Origin of the sequence: Rhodococcus koreensis (assembly GCF_900105905.1) — a bacterium.
GTDB classification, from domain to species: Bacteria; Actinomycetota; Actinomycetes; order Mycobacteriales; family Mycobacteriaceae; genus Rhodococcus_F; species Rhodococcus_F koreensis.
In genome coordinates this window covers 923,927-941,124 of sequence record NZ_FNSV01000005.1, presented here as the reverse complement: position 1 = coordinate 941,124, position 17,198 = coordinate 923,927, and the positions used below count along the sequence as shown (strand labels likewise).

14 protein-coding genes are annotated in these 17,198 nt (G+C 62.8%); 11 read left to right on the top strand and 3 right to left on the bottom strand.

The window, feature by feature from the left end; translation table 11 throughout:
* Window positions 1-126 precede the first annotated feature (126 nt).
* The 3 genes from BLV94_RS09005 (at window position 127) to BLV94_RS08995 (ending at window position 4,179) form a co-directional block, all read left to right on the top strand.
* Complete coding sequence (locus tag BLV94_RS09005; protein WP_072948655.1) at window positions 127-1,485, top strand: MFS transporter; 1,359 nt, start codon at window positions 127-129, stop codon at window positions 1,483-1,485.
* A 319-nt stretch (window positions 1,486-1,804) separates the two neighbouring features.
* Window positions 1,805-2,530: an alpha/beta hydrolase gene (locus BLV94_RS09000; protein WP_208613700.1), complete on the top strand. Its 726-nt coding sequence runs from the start codon at window positions 1,805-1,807 to the stop codon at window positions 2,528-2,530.
* A complete protein-coding gene (locus BLV94_RS08995) occupies window positions 2,527-4,179 on the top strand; it encodes a flavin-containing monooxygenase (protein ID WP_072948659.1) in 1,653 nt (550 codons plus the stop codon). Before BLV94_RS09000 ends, BLV94_RS08995 begins: the two co-directional genes overlap by 4 nt.
* 34 nt (window positions 4,180-4,213) lie before the next feature.
* Here BLV94_RS08995 and BLV94_RS08990 read toward each other — a convergent pair whose 3' ends face one another.
* Window positions 4,214-4,906, bottom strand: coding sequence for a GntR family transcriptional regulator (locus tag BLV94_RS08990; RefSeq protein ID WP_072948661.1), 693 nt, complete (start codon window positions 4,904-4,906; stop codon window positions 4,214-4,216).
* Between the two features lie 77 nt (window positions 4,907-4,983).
* Here BLV94_RS08990 and BLV94_RS08985 point away from each other — a divergent pair, with 77 nt between their 5' ends.
* The 8 genes from BLV94_RS08985 (at window position 4,984) to BLV94_RS08950 (ending at window position 14,586) form a co-directional block, all read left to right on the top strand.
* A complete protein-coding gene (locus BLV94_RS08985) occupies window positions 4,984-6,900 on the top strand; it encodes an AMP-binding protein (RefSeq protein ID WP_072948663.1) in 1,917 nt (638 codons plus the stop codon).
* 14 nt (window positions 6,901-6,914) lie between these two features.
* A complete protein-coding gene (locus BLV94_RS08980) occupies window positions 6,915-8,411 on the top strand; it encodes an aldehyde dehydrogenase family protein (RefSeq protein ID WP_241031708.1) in 1,497 nt (498 codons plus the stop codon).
* Between the two features lie 19 nt (window positions 8,412-8,430).
* Window positions 8,431-9,546 carry an NDMA-dependent alcohol dehydrogenase gene (locus BLV94_RS08975; protein ID WP_072948667.1) on the top strand — a complete coding sequence of 372 codons (1,116 nt, stop codon included), beginning with the start codon at window positions 8,431-8,433 and terminating at the stop codon, window positions 9,544-9,546.
* Between the two features lie 29 nt (window positions 9,547-9,575).
* Window positions 9,576-10,622, top strand: coding sequence for an NADP-dependent oxidoreductase (locus BLV94_RS08970; RefSeq protein ID WP_072948669.1), 1,047 nt, complete (start codon window positions 9,576-9,578; stop codon window positions 10,620-10,622).
* On the top strand, window positions 10,615-11,337 hold the full coding sequence (locus tag BLV94_RS08965; RefSeq protein WP_072948671.1) for an enoyl-CoA hydratase/isomerase family protein: 723 nt from the start codon (window positions 10,615-10,617) through the stop codon (window positions 11,335-11,337). The genes BLV94_RS08970 and BLV94_RS08965 overlap by 8 nt, the downstream gene beginning before the upstream one ends.
* 3 nt (window positions 11,338-11,340) lie before the next feature.
* On the top strand, window positions 11,341-12,537 hold the full coding sequence (locus BLV94_RS08960; RefSeq protein WP_072948672.1) for a CaiB/BaiF CoA transferase family protein: 1,197 nt from the start codon (window positions 11,341-11,343) through the stop codon (window positions 12,535-12,537).
* A complete protein-coding gene (locus BLV94_RS08955; protein WP_072948674.1) occupies window positions 12,534-13,403 on the top strand; it encodes an enoyl-CoA hydratase in 870 nt (289 codons plus the stop codon). Before BLV94_RS08960 ends, BLV94_RS08955 begins: the two co-directional genes overlap by 4 nt.
* Before the next feature lie 73 nt (window positions 13,404-13,476).
* The gene (locus BLV94_RS08950) at window positions 13,477-14,586 is read left to right on the top strand and encodes a tartrate dehydrogenase (RefSeq protein WP_072948676.1); all 1,110 of its coding nucleotides are present in this window, start codon (window positions 13,477-13,479) and stop codon (window positions 14,584-14,586) included.
* A 226-nt stretch (window positions 14,587-14,812) separates the two neighbouring features.
* Here BLV94_RS08950 and BLV94_RS08945 read toward each other — a convergent pair whose 3' ends face one another.
* On the bottom strand, window positions 14,813-15,316 hold the full coding sequence (locus BLV94_RS08945) for a DinB family protein (RefSeq protein ID WP_072948677.1): 504 nt from the start codon (window positions 15,314-15,316) through the stop codon (window positions 14,813-14,815).
* 616 nt (window positions 15,317-15,932) lie between these two features.
* Window positions 15,933-17,150 carry an MFS transporter gene (locus BLV94_RS08940; protein ID WP_083395540.1) on the bottom strand — a complete coding sequence of 406 codons (1,218 nt, stop codon included), beginning with the start codon at window positions 17,148-17,150 and terminating at the stop codon, window positions 15,933-15,935.
* Window positions 17,151-17,198: the final 48 nt, after the last annotated feature.

Below are 17,198 nucleotides of genomic sequence, written 5' to 3'. Positions count from 1 at the left end.
TCGATGCAGAATGCATTTAGCATTGACTGGGTGACTTGAGGCACTTACGCTTCTATCTGTCCGGGCTGTCTCAGTCCGCTGGCACTTCAAAACCCCACGTCATGGGTTATGCACAAGGAGCTTTGCATGACAGCGATAACCAACTCAGAGTCCGGGCACGTCGGGCGCAGGGTCGATCCTTCGAAGCGCCGGAAGGCAATCGTCGGCGCCTATCAGGGGTTACTGGTCGACTTCATCGACATATACCTCCCGGTGATCGCACTGGTTCCCGCGATCATCTACTTTCAGCCGGCCGATTTGTCACCGGCGATGAAGTCGACGATCTACTTCGTGACGTTCGCGGCCACACTCCTCGGCCGCCCGATCGGCGCACTCCTTTTCGGTTCGATGGCCGACCGAATCGGACGTCGTCGGATCACGATGATCTCGGTCGCGGGCTTCTCGGTGTGCACTCTCCTGATCGCTTTTCTGCCGGGGTACCAGACAGTGGGCATGTGGTCGATCGTTCTGTTGGTGGGGCTCCGGTTCATCGATGGCATTTTTCTCGGTGGTGAGTACACCGCGGCCGTTCCGCTTGCCTACGAATATTGCGACCGCGAGAAGCGAGGCCTGGTGGGAGGGATTTTGGCCGGTGCCTATTGCGCAGCGTTCGTGATCATTTCGCTCGTCACACTCGTTATGCTGAGGGTTGCACCTGCTGGTGGGCTGGACTCTCCGTACGTGCAGTGGGGCTGGAGAATCGCGTTCTTGTTCGGTGCTGCATGCGGATTCGCGTTCCTGGTGTACCGGAGGAAGCATCTTCCCGAGTCGGACCTTTGGGAAGAGTCCGCCAAGGCTAAGTCACCGCTACGGCAGGTGATGTTCGGGTCGGAGAAGCGCTCGTTTTGGCAGGTGTTCGTGCTGATGACAGGACTGTGGCTGACGTCGTCGATGGTGGCCTCCGTGGTGCCCGACAAGCTGAAGAACTTTCACAAGATCGATGCGACGACGGTGACGTGGGCGCTGCTGGTCACGAATGTTGTGTTGTACGCAGGATTCGTGGCGGCAGGCGTGACGAGCCAGCGGGTCGGTCGACGCAAGTTTCTCACCGTGATGGGGTTCGTTATCGCCGTTGTCGGAAGTGCGGCGTACTACATCTTCATGTCGGACTTGATCGAAGGAACGCTCGGTATCATCGCTGCTTCCATCGTGGTTCAGGTTGTGATCAGTTCGGTGTTCGGTGTTGCGACCGTGTATGTCAACGAGCGGTTCGGTACCAGTGTTCGCTCGTCGGGTTTCGCGATGGGATACAGTCTTTCCCTGTTGATTCCGAGTTTTTACAGCTTCTATCTGTTGGGGTTGGCTACATTCCTGCCCGAAACGGTGACGGCGATTCCGCTGATTGTCGTCGGAGGGGCTCTCATTGTCATCGGGGCGCTGTGGGGTCCGGAGACGAAGGATCTCGAGTTTCGGCCGACGGGTCGGGTCGAGTACGCAGCTGAGTGAGCGGCATCGGCCCTGTTGCGGCATTTGTCGGCAGGGCCTCAATTTCCAAGCACAGAATGCATCCTGCATTATAGGAGGTGAGATGGCACTCGATACGGCGACGCAGAAGTTGCTCGCGACAATCGCAGCTCTCGGAGAGAAGCCACTGCACTGCATGACCCTCGACGAGGCACGTGCGTTTCCGACCCGCCTGGCCCGTGGAAAGGGCACCTTGCCTGCTGATCGGCGGCAAATGTCGTCGGTATCCGACCACATGATCGTGGTGCCGGGCGGCGGCGTGCGTGTGCGAATGCTGGTTCCGCGCGGGGTGGTTCGCGCCGTGGTGGTGTACTACCACGGCGGCGGCTGGGTGCTCGGAGGAATTGAACAGTCGGAGCTTCTCGGCCGCTTCCTGGCGGATACGACCGGTTGTGTTGTCGCGCTCGTCGACTACCGGCTTGCTCCCGAGCACCGCTTCCCGACCGCGATAAACGATGCGTGGGCGGCGCTACTGTGGGTGCACGAGCACATCGAACAGTTCGCGGGATCGTCTGTGCCCCTGATAGTGGGTGGCGACAGCGCCGGCGGGACCCTCGCTGCCGTCGTCACACATCGTGCCCGGAACGCAGGATTCCCACGCATAGCTCTTCAAATATTGGTCTACCCTGCAACCGATTCCGACTTCGACCGGGATTCGTACCTGAAGAGCGAGAACCAACTTCTCGTCACCCGCGAAACCCTGATGTGGTTCTGGAATAACTACGACCCAACCCAATCGGCCCGGTCCGACACCGAGGCCGTCCCCCTGCATGAGCCGAATCTCGCCGAGCTTCCACCCGCGATCGTGGTCACCGCCGAACACGATCCGCTCCGCGACGAGGCGATCGAGTATGCCGACCGACTGAGGAGGGCAGGTGTGCCGGTGGTATCTCGACATTTCGAGGACCAGATGCACGGCTTCTTCACCCTTTTCGGGGCTCTCCCCGCCAGCAGGATCGCGCTCGAATTCGTTGCAGACGAAATAGCTCACTTCCTCACCACTACCGCGAAAGAGGTCTCCCGATGACTCTCCTCGACACTTCGACGTCACCCACGAACCATTACGCCCCGAAAGCGTTCGATGCAGTGATTGTGGGTGCCGGGTTCTCCGGCATGTACATGCTGCATCGGCTGCGTGGAATGGGCTTGACTGTGCGCGTGTACGAACGCGGTGCGGACGTGGGCGGCACCTGGTATTGGAACCGGTACCCGGGCGCGCGGTGCGACATCGAGAGCGTCGACTATTCCTACTCTTTCTCGACCGAGTTGGAGCAGGAGTGGCGGTGGTCCGAGCGCTTCGCAACTCAGCCGGAGATCCTTCGATACGCCAACCACGTCGCGGACCGATTTGGTTTGCGTACCGATGTCGAATTCGACACGCAGGTGCTGTCGGCCGTCTTCGACGAACACGACGAAACATGGAGGATCACCACCGATTCCGAGGAGGAAGTGACGGCGACATATTTTGTTCTCGCGACAGGATGCCTGTCGGTCGGGAACGTCCCGGCAATCCCCGGGATCGACGCCTTCTCGGGGCCGACGTACCACACCGGGGCCTGGCCGCACGGCGGGGTCGATTTCACCGGGCAGCATGTGGCGGTCATCGGCACGGGATCGTCCGGTATTCAGTCCATCCCTCTCATAGCGGAACAGGCCTCCCGAACCACTGTCTTTCAGCGAACTCCGAACTTCAGCCTCCCGGCGCGCAACCGACTGCTCGACGACGACTTCGTGCGCGACGTGAAGGCGAACTACCCAGATCGCCGACGTGTCGCCCGCTACAACTCCGGCGGGGTATTCCGGATCGACAACACAGAGAACGCGATCGACGTCCCCGGGGATCGTCGACGCGCGCGGTACGAACTACTGTGGGAGGAGGGCGGTCTGAACTTCGCCAACGCCTACTCGGACTTGAAGACGAACCTCGAGTCGAACGAGACAGCAGCAGATTTCATCCGCGAGAAGATCCGTGCGATCGTGTCGGACTCGGCCGTCGCTGCGGCCCTGACGCCCACAAGCTACCCTTTCGCGACGAAGCGGCCGTGTGTGGACACCGGGTATTACGCAACGTTCAACCGCGATGACGTCGAACTCGTGGACATTCGAACCGATCCCATCGACACCATCACCGAGCGTGGGGTGCGTACCGCCACCACTGAGTTCGAGGTCGATGCGATCGTCTTCGCCACCGGTTTCGACGCGATGACCGGAGCGATCAACAACATCGACGTCGTCGGGCGAGGTGGTGAGGTCTTGCGTCAGACGTGGGCGGCGGGCCCGCGAAGCTACCTCGGTGTCGCGTGCGCGGGGTTCCCGAACATGTTCACCATCGCGACCGCCGGTAGTCCGTCGGTCATGAGCAACATGATGACGTCGATCGAGCAGCACGTGGAGTGGATATCCGACCTGGTCGAGCGCTCGATTGCGGACGGTGTGGGAATGATCGAGCCCACCCGAGAGGCTCAGGACGGCTGGGTCGACCATCTGCGCGAACTTGCAGACGACACCCTGTTCCCCATGGCGGCGTCGTGGTACATGGGCGCGAACATTCCGGGCAAACCGCGCGTCTTTCTGCCGTACGTGGGCGGCGTCGGTACCTACCGCGAATTGTGCGACTCGGTGGCTACCGAGGGGTACCGCGGGTTCAGCCGTGTGAGGCAGTCCGTTGCGCACTGAACGAGCGACTGGCCGGACCCCGGTCGTAGCAGCGTCAAGGGTTTGCCGGGGAGTTGGAGCTGGGTGCACCCAGGATGTACCCGTGGGCTTCGGGCCCCAGCGTCGTCTCCCGGATCGTGGTGGCCATTTCACGCACCCGTCGTCCGGCCAGGTCCGCGTCACGCTTCTGGACGGCGGCGAAGACTTCGGTGAATCCGTCGAGCCAGAGCTGCCACAGGTTGCTCGTCGCGGTCAGTCCCATGAAGCGCCGGCCCCGGCCGAAGACGAGATTCCACACGCCCGACAGTTCGGCGTTTCCGGCGCGGGCGATGGTGAGTTCGAAGAACTGGGCGACCGCCTTCGCGGTGCTGGCGGGTTCGCCGTCAGCAATTGCGCGGCGCATCTCGGCCACGTTCGCTTCGAGTTGTACGACGTCTTCGTCGGTGAACTGGGGGACCGCACGTTCGACGGCGCCGCCGAAGAGGATGAATTGAATGTCGATCGTGGCGACGGCCTGTTCGAGGGTCATCTCCGCAACTCGCCGCCATCGGTTGGGCGAGACCTCGACGAGTCCTTCTCTGGCGAGTTCTGCGATCGCCTCCCGTACCGGGGTGATGCTCACGCCCAGGCGGGTGGCCAGTTCGGCGTCTTTGAGTATCTCCCCGGGGGCGAGTACGCCACCGACGATTTCGGCTCGCAGCTGGTCGAGGACTGCGGCGGCACGTGTCGGGGGTGGGGCGAAAGACATAGCCCGATGCTACAGACCGCAGGATGCATTCTGTCCGGGCAGGTCGATGCATTTCGGAACAATCTTCGGAGCCACGCATGACCTACAGAAGTGAATACGAACTCAGCACCACCGACCCCATCGCATTCTGGTCGGGAGCTGCCCGTGCGATCGAGTGGGCCCGCCCGCCCGCAGTGACACTCGACGACCGCACCGCTCCGCTCTATCGCTGGTTCCTGGACGGTGTGCTCAACACCTGTTTCAACGCTCTCGATCGGCACGTGCGTGCTGGGTATGGCCCACGAGATGCCCTGATCTACGACTCGCCGGTCACCGGATCGAAGAGGTCGTTCACCTATGCAGAGCTGACGACCCTGACCGCGAAGTTTGCGGGAGTCCTTCGGCACCTGGGTGTGGGCCAGGGCGATCGCGTTCTGCTGTACATGCCGATGATCCCTGAGACTGTCGTGGCGATGCTGGCTTGCGCGCGTATCGGTGCAGTGCACTCGGTCGTCTTCGGCGGATTCGCCGCCCCCGAGCTTGCGGCGCGGATCGACGACGCGGAACCACATGTGATCGTGACGGCGTCGTGCGGCATCGAGCCCAATCGGATTGTCGAATACAAGCCACTGCTCGATGCCGCCCTCGACCTGGCCGGGCACGCGCCTGCACGGAGTGTGGTGGTGCAGCGCCCGCTGTGCGAGGCGCGGATGAGTGATCGTGACGTCGACTACACCGAGTTGATGAACTCGCAGATCGAGCCTGCGGCGTGTGTCCCCGTCGCAGCGACCGATCCGTTGTACATCCTCTACACGTCGGGCACCACGGGAAAACCCAAGGGCGTCGTCCGCGACAACGGGGGCCATGCCGTCGCCCTCGCCTGGTCGATGGCGAATGTGTACGACATCGGGCCCGGAGATGTGATGCTCACGGCGAGTGACGTCGGGTGGATAGTCGGACACTCCTACATTGTGTATGGGCCCTTGCTGGTCGGTGCGACAACGATTCTGTACGAGGGGAAACCGGTTGGAACACCGGACGCGGGGGCGTTCTGGCGGGTCGTCGAGGAACATCGCGTCCGGGCTGTGTTCACCGCCCCCACCGCGATCAGGGCACTGAAGCGGACCGACCCGAGCGGTGAGTATTTTCAGAGGTACGACACCTCCAGCCTGAATAACCTGTTCCTCGCTGGCGAACGGCTCGATCCCGACACGTACAACTGGGCGACAACAATATTCGATGTCGACGTGACCGACCATTGGTGGCAGACCGAGACCGGGTGGCCGATCGCTGCCAATCCTCGCGGGCTCGAGTCCCTCCCGAGCAAACCCGGGTCGGCCGCTGTGCCGCTACCCGGCTATGCAGTGCACATACTCGATGACAGCGGTGACAGGCTCGGTGCTGACCACGAGGGAGCGATCTGCTTGCGTTTGCCGTTGCCCCCGGGAACGCTGACCGGCATTTGGGGTGACGAGGCCCGATACATCGATGGCTACCTCAACCGGTTTCCGGGCTACTACCTCACCGGCGACGGGGGTTACCTCGATCGCGACGGTTACCTGTTCGTGCTCGGCCGCACCGACGACGTGATGAACGTTGCCGGTCATCGACTCTCCTCGGGGCAGATCGAAGCCGCGATCGCCTCCCATCCGGCAGTTGCCGAATGCGCCGTCATCGGCGAGCGCGATCCGCTCAAAGGACAAGTGCCACGGGCGTTGGTGGTGACGAAGGTCGGCCACGACACCACCGGGCTGTCGGAGGAAATTTTGCACCTTGTCCGCACCAGGGTGGGTGCGATCGCGTCGCTGTCACGGGTCGATGTGGTCGGCGGCCTGCCGAAAACACGGTCCGGAAAAATCCTGCGCCGCACACTGCGGCAACTCGTCGATGGGGAGTCGGCCTCCATTCCGTCGACCATCGAAGATGCCGGCGTCCTCGACGAACTCGGCACGATCCTCGCCGACCGATCTCCACACGAATCCGCATGCCCTGACCAAGGAGTAGTACGACCGTGACCTCAACCGTTGCCATCGACAATCAGCTTCTTCCTTCCGTCCGCAACTTTCTGGGCCAGCCGAAAAGGCTACTGATCGGAGGGGACTGGGTAGATCCCGCCGCCGGAGAAACGTTCCCCACTGTCGACCCCGCGACTGGCGGTGTGCTGTGTCAGGTACCTCGTGGACGTGCGATCGACATCGACCGCGCCGTGCACGCGGCACGAGTGGCATTCGAGACCGGACCGTGGACGACGATGCGCCCGAACGAGCGCGAACGTCTGCTGTGGCGCATTGCCGACGCAATCACCGCCCGTGCCGACGAGTTCGCCCAGATCGAATCCCTCGATAACGGCAAACCGGCCTCGATCGCCAAGGTCTCGGACGTCGCTCGCACCGCGGATCTGTTCCGCTATTACGCGGGATGGGCCACGAAACTCGAGGGCAGCACCGTCAATGTGTCGATGACCAGAGTCCCGGATGGCGAGTTCCACGCATACACGCTGCGCGAGGCGATCGGTGTCTGCGGACAGATCATTCCCTGGAATTTCCCCATGCTGATGGCCGCGTTCAAACTGGCGCCTGCCCTCGCCGCCGGTAATACCGTAGTGCTCAAGCCTGCTGAGCAGACCCCCCTGACGGCGCTGCTGCTCGGGGAGGTGTTCCTCGACGCCGGTCTGCCACCCGGCGTGGTCAACATCATCACCGGGTTCGGTGATGCGGGTGCGGCACTGGCCGCCCACGACGATGTCGACAAGATTGCCTTCACAGGTTCTACCGAGGTTGGAAGGAAGATCGTCGACGCGGCCAAGGGCAACCTGAAAAAGGTCTCCCTCGAACTCGGCGGCAAGAGTCCCAATATTGTGTTCGCGGACGCTGATCTCGACAAAGCGGTGCCCGGATCGGTCAACGCGTGGCTCAGCAACCAGGGCCAGGCATGTGTCGCCGGCACCCGGCTGTTCGTCGAGGACTCCATTTTCGACGAGTTCACCCGAGCGGTTGCCGAGCACGTCGCGAGGACGAAGATCGGGCCTGGGCTCGACCCGGACACACAGATGGGCCCGCTCGTCTCGCAGGAACAGTTGGACCGGGTCACGGGGTACATCGACCAGGGAATCGCGGATGGCGCCCGCGTCCTCACCGGTGGGAAGCGTTGGGGCACCGAAGGGTACTTCGTCGAACCCACAGTCCTCGTCGACGTGCATCCCGACTTCAGCGTGGTGCGTGAGGAAATCTTCGGCCCGGTCGTCGCAGCTATGCCCTTCTCTGCGGCCGATGGCGTGGACGAAGTCATTGCACACGCCAACGACACGATCTACGGGCTCGCGGCGGGTGTCTGGACGACCGATCTATCCAACGCGCATCGTGTCGCCAAGCGCATCAAGGCTGGATCGGTCTGGGTCAACCAATACAACGCCAGCGACCTGGCGCTGCCCTTCGGGGGCTACAAGCAGTCAGGTTGGGGCCGGGAGCTGGGAGCAGACGGCATAGCCCTCTACACCCAGGTCAAGGCCGTCAACATCGCATTGTGAACCGAATCGAGACGACGAGATGAAGACCAAAGCAGCCGTCCTCACGGCATTGAACACACCATTCGAGATCATGGAACTCGACCTGGACGGGCCACGAGAGGGTGAGGTGCTCATCCGATACGAGGCATCGGGAATGTGCCACTCGGATCTGCACCTGACCGACGGCACCATCGGCACCCGATTTCCGATCGTTCCCGGACACGAAGGTGCCGGCGTGGTCGAGGACATCGGACCAGGAGTCACACGGGTGCGTCCCGGGGACCACGTCGTGTGCAGCTTCACCCCGAGTTGCGGCCGTTGTCGCTACTGCGCGACCGGGCACCAGAATCTCTGCGATTCCGGGGCACGCGCAACCGAGGGCTGTATGCCCGATGGCACCTTCCGCCTCCACCGCTCGGGAACGGACGTCGGCGCGATGTGCGCCCTGGGCACCTTCGCCGAATACGGAGTAGTACGCGAGAACTCCGTCGTCAAGATCGATGAGTACCTCCCACTCGACAGTGCCGTGCTCGTCAGCTGCGGTGTACCGACCGGATGGGGAGCGGCGGTCTACGCCGGGAACGTCCGCCCGGGCGACACCGTCGTTGTGTATGGAGCCGGCGGAATCGGCATCAACGCCGTCCAAGGCGCCGCCCTCACTGGTGCCAAGAACATCGTCGTGGTCGATCCGGTGTCGTTCAAACGGAACACCGCACTCAAGCTCGGCGCTACTCACGTCTTCGAAGCTGCCGACCAGGCACACGCCGCGGTCATCGACATGACCTGGGGGCAGGGAGCAGATCAGGCATTGGTCGCCGTCGGTGTGGTGGACGAGGACACGGTTGCGCATGCCTTCGACGCGATCGGCAAGGGAGGCACGGTCGTCCTCGTCGGCCTGTCGGGTCGCGAGGACCTCAACGTCAAGATTCCCGGCGCCATGATGGTGGTCCTGGAGAAGACCATCAAGGGCACCATGTTCGGTTCGGCCAATCCCCAGTACGACATCCCCCGCCTACTGGGCCTCTACCAGTCCGGCGACCTCAAGCTGGACGAGCTCATCACCACGCGTTACACCCTCGAGCAGATCAATCAGGGATATCACGACCTGCTGGAAGGGAAGAACATTCGAGGAATTGTCCTGCCTCACGGGTCATGACTGCACTGGTTTCACGGAACGAGGAACACATGGAAGATCAACACATACCGGACAGCAGCCTCGAGGTTCGACTCGCCTCACGCCCGGCGGGGTGGCCGCTGCCGGAGAACTTCGACATCGTCGAAACGCCGATCGTGCAGCCGTCCGACGGCCAGATCCTGGTCCGCAACCAGATCATGAGCGTCGACCCCTACATGCGGGGTCGGATGAACGACACGAAGTCCTACGTACCCCCATACGAGATCGGGCGGGCACTCGACGGTGCCGTCGTCGGAGAAGTCGTCGCCAGCCGCGCGCAGGGGATCCCCGTAGGCACGACAGTCCAGCACCGGTTGGGTTGGCGCGAGTACGCCGTGCTCGACCACGCTGCGGCTACGATCATCCGCGACACCGAGGTACCGATCAGCACCCACCTCGGGGTGCTGGGAATGACGGGATTGAGTGCCTACGTCGGGCTCTTCGACAAGGCGTCGTTCACGCCGCGAGACACCGTGTTCGTCTCAGGTGCGGCAGGTGCCGTCGGCTCACTGGTTGGTCAGATGGCGAAGTTGCGTGGCGCTCCGCGGGTCATCGGCAGCGCCGGCTCAGCGGAAAAGGTTCGCTACCTCATCGACGACCTCGGATTCGACGCAGCATTCAACTACAAGGACGGGTCGGTGCTCGAGCAACTGCGAGACGCTGCACCGCATGGCATCGATGTCTATTTCGACAACGTGGGCGCAGAACACCTCGAAGCCGCGATCGCGGTCCTCAACGTCGGTGGACGCATCGCGGCATGCGGAGCCGTCGCTCAGTACAACTCCGAGGGGCCGGTAACGGGACCGAGCAACCTGTTCCAGGTGGTCACCAAGCGCCTCATCATGCGGGGATTCATCGTCAGTGACAGCCTCGACCGCCGTCCCGACTTCCACCGCGAGGTCGGCAAGTGGGTCCGGGAAGGGCGACTGCGCTACGACGAGACCGTTGTCCACGGCATCACGAACGCACCTGTCGCCTTCCTGGACATGCTGCGCGGCAGGAACACCGGGAAGATGCTCGTCACTCTCGACAACAAGAACGGAACCGAAAATGGTTGAGGACACTGTCTCCTACGAGTCGGTCGACAACATCGCAATCATCACGATCAATCGGCCGGGCAAGAAGAACGCCGTGAACAGCGTGGCCGCGGTCGGGCTGGAGGACGCGTGGCTGCGTTTCGACCGGAGTGAGGACCGCGTCGCTGTCCTGACCGGTTCGGAGGGCAACTTCACGGTCGGCGTCGATGTCACCGACCCGCCGACCACATCGGCGTGGGCGCCGCACCTGGGTCCGTCAACGAACAAGCCGATCATCGCGGCGATCGATGGTTGGTGTGTCGGCGCAGGAATGATCTTGCTTCAGCAGGCCGATCTGAGTGTGGCAACGACGAACGCGAAGTTCAGGTATCCCGAAGCGCGACTGGGTCTGTCCCGCGGTCTGGCCGCTGGGTTGGCCACGAAGATCCCGCACAAGCTGGCGATGGAGATTCTCCTTCTCGGGCATGTACTCGGACCCGACACCCTGTTTCGGGCAGGGTTGGTAAACAAGGTCGTCGGCCCGGGTGAGGTCCTCGACGTTGCACTGGGGTGGGCAGGGGAGATCGCAGCATCAGATGCGGACGCGGTGCGGTTCATCAAGGAGGGAGTTCTCGCCACGGTGCCGAGAGGAGCCGGCGAACACGGGGAGCATGCTCGGTGGCTGGCCGCTCAGTTGCCCGGCAACCAACGGTTGATGGGCGGCGGACTGTCGCTCGCCGAGCTGAAGGGACTGTGAGCGATGGCAATCCATGACCCCGCCCATGCGGCGTCGCAGCAGCTACCGTTGACCGGCTTGAAAGTCTTGGACCTGTCGCATTTCCTCGCGGGACCATACGCGACGATGCTGCTCGGCGACCTCGGTGCCGAGATCATCAAAATCGAGCCCCCGACAGGCGATCCCGTTCGGGGCATCCCTCCTCACAAGATCGACGGCGCCAGCACCTTCTTCTTCAGCGTCAACCGCAACAAGCAGAGCGTCGTCCTCGATTTGAAAGCACCGGAGGGCAGAGAAGCGTTTCTCGGTCTCGTCGAATCGGCGGACGTCGTATGTCACAACTTCCGGCCGGGCGTCCTCGAACGACTCGGTATCGACTTCACATCGCTGCACGCCCGAAACCCGGCCATTGTGTTGTGTTCGATCTACGGATTCGACAACGAGGGGCGGTTCGCGGACTACCCAGCGGTGGACAGCTTGGTACAAGCACTCAGCGGGGTCATGGCCCTGACCGGCGAGGCCGACGGCCCGCCGGCGCGGGTCGGATATCAAATCGGCGACACCGCCGGAGGTCTGTTCGCGGCCGTCGCGATCCTCGCCGGAGTCCACGGACGACGCATCGATGGGCAGGGCCGCCACGTCGAGATCTCGCTGCTCGATGCCCAACTGAGCCTGCTCGTGTGGCAAGCGCAGGACTACCTCACCCACGACATCGTCTACGAAAGAATGGGGACCCGGCACGCGACCTTGCCGCCGAGCCAGGCATTCGAGTGCGGCGACGGCCGCTACGTATACGCCACCCCCAGCGCCATCCCACGATGGTGGACCGGCTATTGCCGAGCGATCGGGGAACCGTGGCTCGAAACAGACCCACGATTCGCGGATCTCGCTTCCCGCCAGACAAACCGGAAACAACTCGAGGAGATTCTCGGTAAGAAGTTCCTCTCCGAAACGTCCGAGCATTGGGTGACTGAATTCCACAGTCAGGGTGTGCCGGTCGCGCTGGTGCAGTCGGTCGCAGAAGCCTTCGACTTCCCAACTGTGAGGCGGCGGGACATGGTTGTCGAGGTCGACCTCGCCGATGGATCCACCGCCAGAATGGTCGGCAACCCCATCAAGACAGGTGCCGCGGGCATCTTCCGGGCACCCCCTCGTCTCGGGGAGCACACCGCTGACGTACTCGGTGCCACCACGTCCACAACTGAAGAGGCAATCGGATGACACACATCGATCACACTGACCTCGTCCACTATGAACGAGCGGGCAAGGTCGTGACCATCACGCTCAATCGGCCCGAAGTACGCAACGCACAGAACGGAAAACTCCTCTACGCACTGGATGAGGCATTCCAGCGATTCGCCTATGACGACGAGGCCGCCGTCGCGATCCTGGCCGGCAACGGACCGCACTTTTCCTCCGGCCACGACCTCGGACCGACCGGCGACCGTGATACGAGTTTCGACAGGCGCACCCTGTGGTGGGATCACGTCGGACAGGCAGGAGTAGAGAATCGATTCGCACGGGAGTCGGAACTGTATGTGGGACTGTGCCGTCGCTGGCGAGAACTGCCCAAGCCGACGATCGCTGCCGTTCAAGGCGCTTGCATCATGGGCGGGCTGATGGTGGCGTGGTCGTGCGACTTGATCGTCGCCAGCAGCGACGCGTATTTCGCCGACGCTGCCGTCGACTTCGGAATTCCCGGTGTGGAGATGTTCGGACATCCGTGGGAGCTCGGTCCCCGGCGGGCGAAGGAATTTCTCTTCACCGCCGAGCGATTGACCGCGGTCGAGGCCCACAAACTCGGTATGGTCAGTCGTGTCGTCGAACGAGACGACTTGATGGATACCGCTATGACCTTGGCGCACCGGATTGCGCAGCGACCCCGCCTCGGCCTCGCGCTCGCGAAGCAAGCGGTCAACCAGTGTGAAGACCTGATGGGCTACCGCAGCGGAACCGACTCGGTCTTCGGACTGCACCAACTCGCCCATGCGCACAATGCCGAGACCAGCGGAGATTTCAACGGTGGCGGCTCCCCCCAGGTCGTCAAACGAGCTCTTGCGGGCGAGACCGCGGGGACCGCATCGTGACGACAGGTACGCGGTACATCCAGAATCGATCACATCACCGGAAGATTGCACTCATGACAGGACGACCTACGCCGTGACCACCTTGCACCAGATCGCGGTGATACCGGGTGACGGTATCGGCCGCGAAGTCATCGAGCCGGCAATGGAAGTACTCGAGCAAGCAGCTCGGCAGTGGGACTTCACCTTGGCTTGGACCACATACCCGTGGAGCTGCGCGTACTACACCGAGCACGGGCACATGATGCCCGGTGACGGGCTCGATCGACTTGCCGAAAGCGACGCCATCTTCCTGGGCGCCGTCGGCGATCCCTCCGTCGCCGACGACGTCTCGCTGTGGGGACTGCTCATCCCGATCCGGCGAGCGTTCGATCAATACGTGAACTTGCGGCCCCTGCGCCTGCTCCGAGGTATCGACAGTCCCCTCGAGAGCCTCGGCGGTGCCGTCGACCTCCTTGTCGTGCGCGAGAACAGCGAGGGGGAGTACTCCGAAGCCGGCGGTCGACTCTTCGCCGGCACGTCGATGGAAACCGCGATCCAGGAATCGGTGTTTACCCGCCGCGGCATCGAACGCATCATGCGCTATGCGTTCGATCGAGCCGAGGAGAGAACGGGGCGGCTCGTTTCGGCGACGAAATCGAACGGCATCATTCACACGATGCCGCTGTGGGATCAGATCTGTGGCGAAATTGGTTCCGAGCGCCCTCGCATCACGGTCGACAGCTACCACATCGACGCCCTCGCCGCGTACTTCGTGCAGCGGCCTGAGACACTCGATGTTGTGGTCGCGTCCAATCTTTTCGGCGATATCCTGAGCGATTTGGGAGCGGCGATCGTCGGAGGAATCGGCTTGGCCCCCTCCGCGAACGTGAACCCCGACCGCACGTACCCCTCGATGTTCGAACCAGTGCACGGTTCCGCGCCTGACATCGCGAATCTCGGTGTAGCGAATCCCATCGGCCAAATTTGGACCGGAGCATTGATGCTCGAACACCTCGGGCATCCTGAAGCCGGTGCCGCCGTGGTAGCGGCGCTCGAGGATGTTCTTGCGGACAGCGATATCCGTACGCAGGACCTTGGCGGATCGGCCAGCACTGCTGAGTTCACAAGAGCCGTGCTGGATGCATTGCGGAGCAAGCGGCCGGCGTTTGTGAACCACGCCGACGAGGCCGGCCCATTCGCCTAGGGAATGCACGAACCGCTGTTCATTGCATTGCAGCGCAGGATGTCTCATGTGGTCCCGCCCCGGCACCGCCGTGCGTCGCACGTGGTAGCGGAGGTCGGTGCTGTGACAAGGGAGATTGACAAACACTCGAGGTCGAGGTGATCGACCTCGAGTGTTTACCCAATGGACGATGGCGCGCAGATGGGCGGCAGTATGCGGACAGCATCCTCTTGGTAGCGCCGAAGTGTCACGAACTCTGCTGCAGTAGTGAGGGGGTGGAAATTTGTTCGCGGAGGATGTCTCCATGACCTGCGTGTCTGGCGAACTCTTGGATCATGGCGAGCAATGTCCATCGCATGCTGACGGTTCCCTCGCGGGGATTGTCCTTGGTGGCGTCGAGATCGAAGCCGGACGCGATCACTCGTGATCGTTCGCTTGCCCGCTCGAACTCGGCGATGACGTCGGTAAGCGATTCGTCGTCGGCGACGGCGAAGGTACGTTCATCGCGGCGCGAGTATCCATCGCATTCGGATTCGTCGAGGCCCGCCCAGAATCGTTGAAACCAGATCCGTTCCGCGGCAGCGGCATGCTTGATCAATGAGATCGGTGTCGTCAACGACGCGACGAGTCGACGGCGGGCATCGGCATCGGATAGGCCGCGTGTGGTCTCGATAAGTGCTTCACGATTGCGGTCGAGCATGTTCTCGATGATCGCGCGCTCGGTACCGTTGGTGATTCCGTGGGTGCTCATGCTTTCACTCCATTCTGTTGTGTGTTTGATGCCCGGCTCGTGCGATTTTGGGTCGGTCGGGCTGAATGACAGCAGGCGCGGTGCGGCGATCGATCTCGGATGAGGGACGAAATGTCCGGCGCCGGGAACGACCCGGAGAGGAAGAAGGGAATTCGATCCGCTCGCCGCACGAGGCGCGGTTGGGAAGCGGCAGGCGGGTCGGCGTCAACACTGTCGCCCAGGTCCGTCAGGATCCGTTGCCGTCTGGGCCGAGCATATCGCAGCGCCTGTCTCTCGTGGGCAGGGTATTCCGCTTGATCCGTCCTATGTCTGGTGCGTGGAGCAGCGGAGTGTCGAGGGATACGGGGGTGGTGGAGGTTGGCGTGAAGCAGCGCACGAAGTGCAAGTGTGCGGGCGCACGTGGTGGGTGACGGGTCCGGTCTCGCCGGTCGGGGCGTTGTGGAAGGGGACACTCCGCAGTCGCTATTGAATTACGTGCTTGATCGTTTGACCTGCGCTGGCTCGCTGTGCTCGTTTGCGCTACGAGTTTCGATGGAACGGTCGTACATCGGGTGATCTCGATCGTTCTCGGCATGATCCGGCGTGCATTCCTGTACCGAGCCGTGCGGACCGAAAGTTACTGTCGCCGGGCAGGTCCAGGGACGAGACCGGTGATCAGGGCGGCAAGCGCCATCGTGACGAGGACCGCGCCGTAGACGAGTTCGGTCTGCAGTAAGCCGAACGGTGCGACCATGCGGCCGGCGATGATGGCTGGAATGCTGAATGATAGATAGCTGACGACATACAGCGCCGCAAACAACTCGGCACGCTGGTGGGGTTGCACGAGTGGGCTGAGGCGTTGAATGCTGCCGGAGAAGGCGGACCCGAAGCCGACGCCGGCCACTGAGGTGCCGATGAAGAACACGGGGCCGGAGCCGAAGACGACGCCGGACATTGCGATTGTCACTCCCGCCGCCAGCGCACCTGCACCGATGAGCGTGGTGGTTCGGCTGTCACGTTTGCGCAGAATGATGGGGGCCAGTGCGCCCACTCCGTTGAGAACGGCGATGGCAACCCCGCTGGCGAGTCCTGCGTGGATGTGCAGAATCTCGGTCATCGTCGACGGGATCAGGGAGAGGTAGAGACCTCCGAGCATCCACACGCTGATGATGGCCGGGACGCTGGCGAGAAAGACCGTGCGGGCCGCGGGTGGAATCGACACTCGGGGGATGAGCGAGGTGAGGGCGCCCGGGCGCGGTGTAGCCGATTCGGGGATGAAGAAGGTCAGCACGCTGGCGACGGCGAAGAACACGGCGAGTGGGATGAAGGTCGACAGCACCGGCGTGTCGGAGAACTGAAGGATCAACCCGGAACTGAGCGCGCCGAGCGCGAGGCCGGCAAGTGGCGAGACGCTGCCCAGCATGGCTCCGATGTGCTTCTTGTCCGGTGGGGCTGCCTCGACGATCGCCGCGGTCAGGGCGCCGGTGACGATGCCCGTCGCGAGTCCCTGCACGATTCGTGCGGCGATGATCCAGTGGACGTCATCGGCCGCGACGAACATGGCCATGGCGCCGACCTGTACGAGAATGCCGGTGACGACGACTGGTTTTCGTCCGATGTGGTCGGACACGGCGCCGGCCGTCAACAGTGCGACCAGCAACGCGATCGCGTACACGGCGAAGATGATGGTGAGGGTGGACGCGCCCAGGGACCAGCGGTTCTGGAAGACGACGAACAGCGGCGAGGGAGCGCTCGCTGCGAAGAAGAACGCGAGCAGTTCCACGCTCAACAGCGGCAGGGCGAGGACTCCGGAAGTTCGTGCGGTGCGCTCGCGCGTGTGGATGGAGGTGGACATCCCTCTCCTTAAGGCGAAGATATGTGCATTAAGGATGACCCTAGATCG

Excerpts from the sequence above, each read along its gene's own strand:
- BLV94_RS09005 (WP_072948655.1), top strand. The coding sequence starts at position 127 with ATGACAGCGATAACCAACTCAGAGTCCGGGCACGTCGGGCGCAGGGTC.
- BLV94_RS08995 (WP_072948659.1), top strand. The coding sequence starts at position 2,527 with ATGACTCTCCTCGACACTTCGACGTCACCCACGAACCATTACGCCCCG.
- BLV94_RS08990 (WP_072948661.1), bottom strand. The coding sequence starts at position 4,906 with ATGTCTTTCGCCCCACCCCCGACACGTGCCGCCGCAGTCCTCGACCAG.
- BLV94_RS08985 (WP_072948663.1), top strand. The coding sequence starts at position 4,984 with ATGACCTACAGAAGTGAATACGAACTCAGCACCACCGACCCCATCGCA.
- BLV94_RS08975 (WP_072948667.1), top strand. The coding sequence starts at position 8,431 with ATGAAGACCAAAGCAGCCGTCCTCACGGCATTGAACACACCATTCGAG.
- BLV94_RS08970 (WP_072948669.1), top strand. The coding sequence starts at position 9,576 with ATGGAAGATCAACACATACCGGACAGCAGCCTCGAGGTTCGACTCGCC.
- BLV94_RS08965 (WP_072948671.1), top strand. The coding sequence starts at position 10,615 with ATGGTTGAGGACACTGTCTCCTACGAGTCGGTCGACAACATCGCAATC.
- BLV94_RS08960 (WP_072948672.1), top strand. The coding sequence starts at position 11,341 with ATGGCAATCCATGACCCCGCCCATGCGGCGTCGCAGCAGCTACCGTTG.
- BLV94_RS08955 (WP_072948674.1), top strand. The coding sequence starts at position 12,534 with ATGACACACATCGATCACACTGACCTCGTCCACTATGAACGAGCGGGC.
- BLV94_RS08945 (WP_072948677.1), bottom strand. The coding sequence starts at position 15,316 with ATGAGCACCCACGGAATCACCAACGGTACCGAGCGCGCGATCATCGAG.
- BLV94_RS08940 (WP_083395540.1), bottom strand. The coding sequence starts at position 17,150 with ATGTCCACCTCCATCCACACGCGCGAGCGCACCGCACGAACTTCCGGA.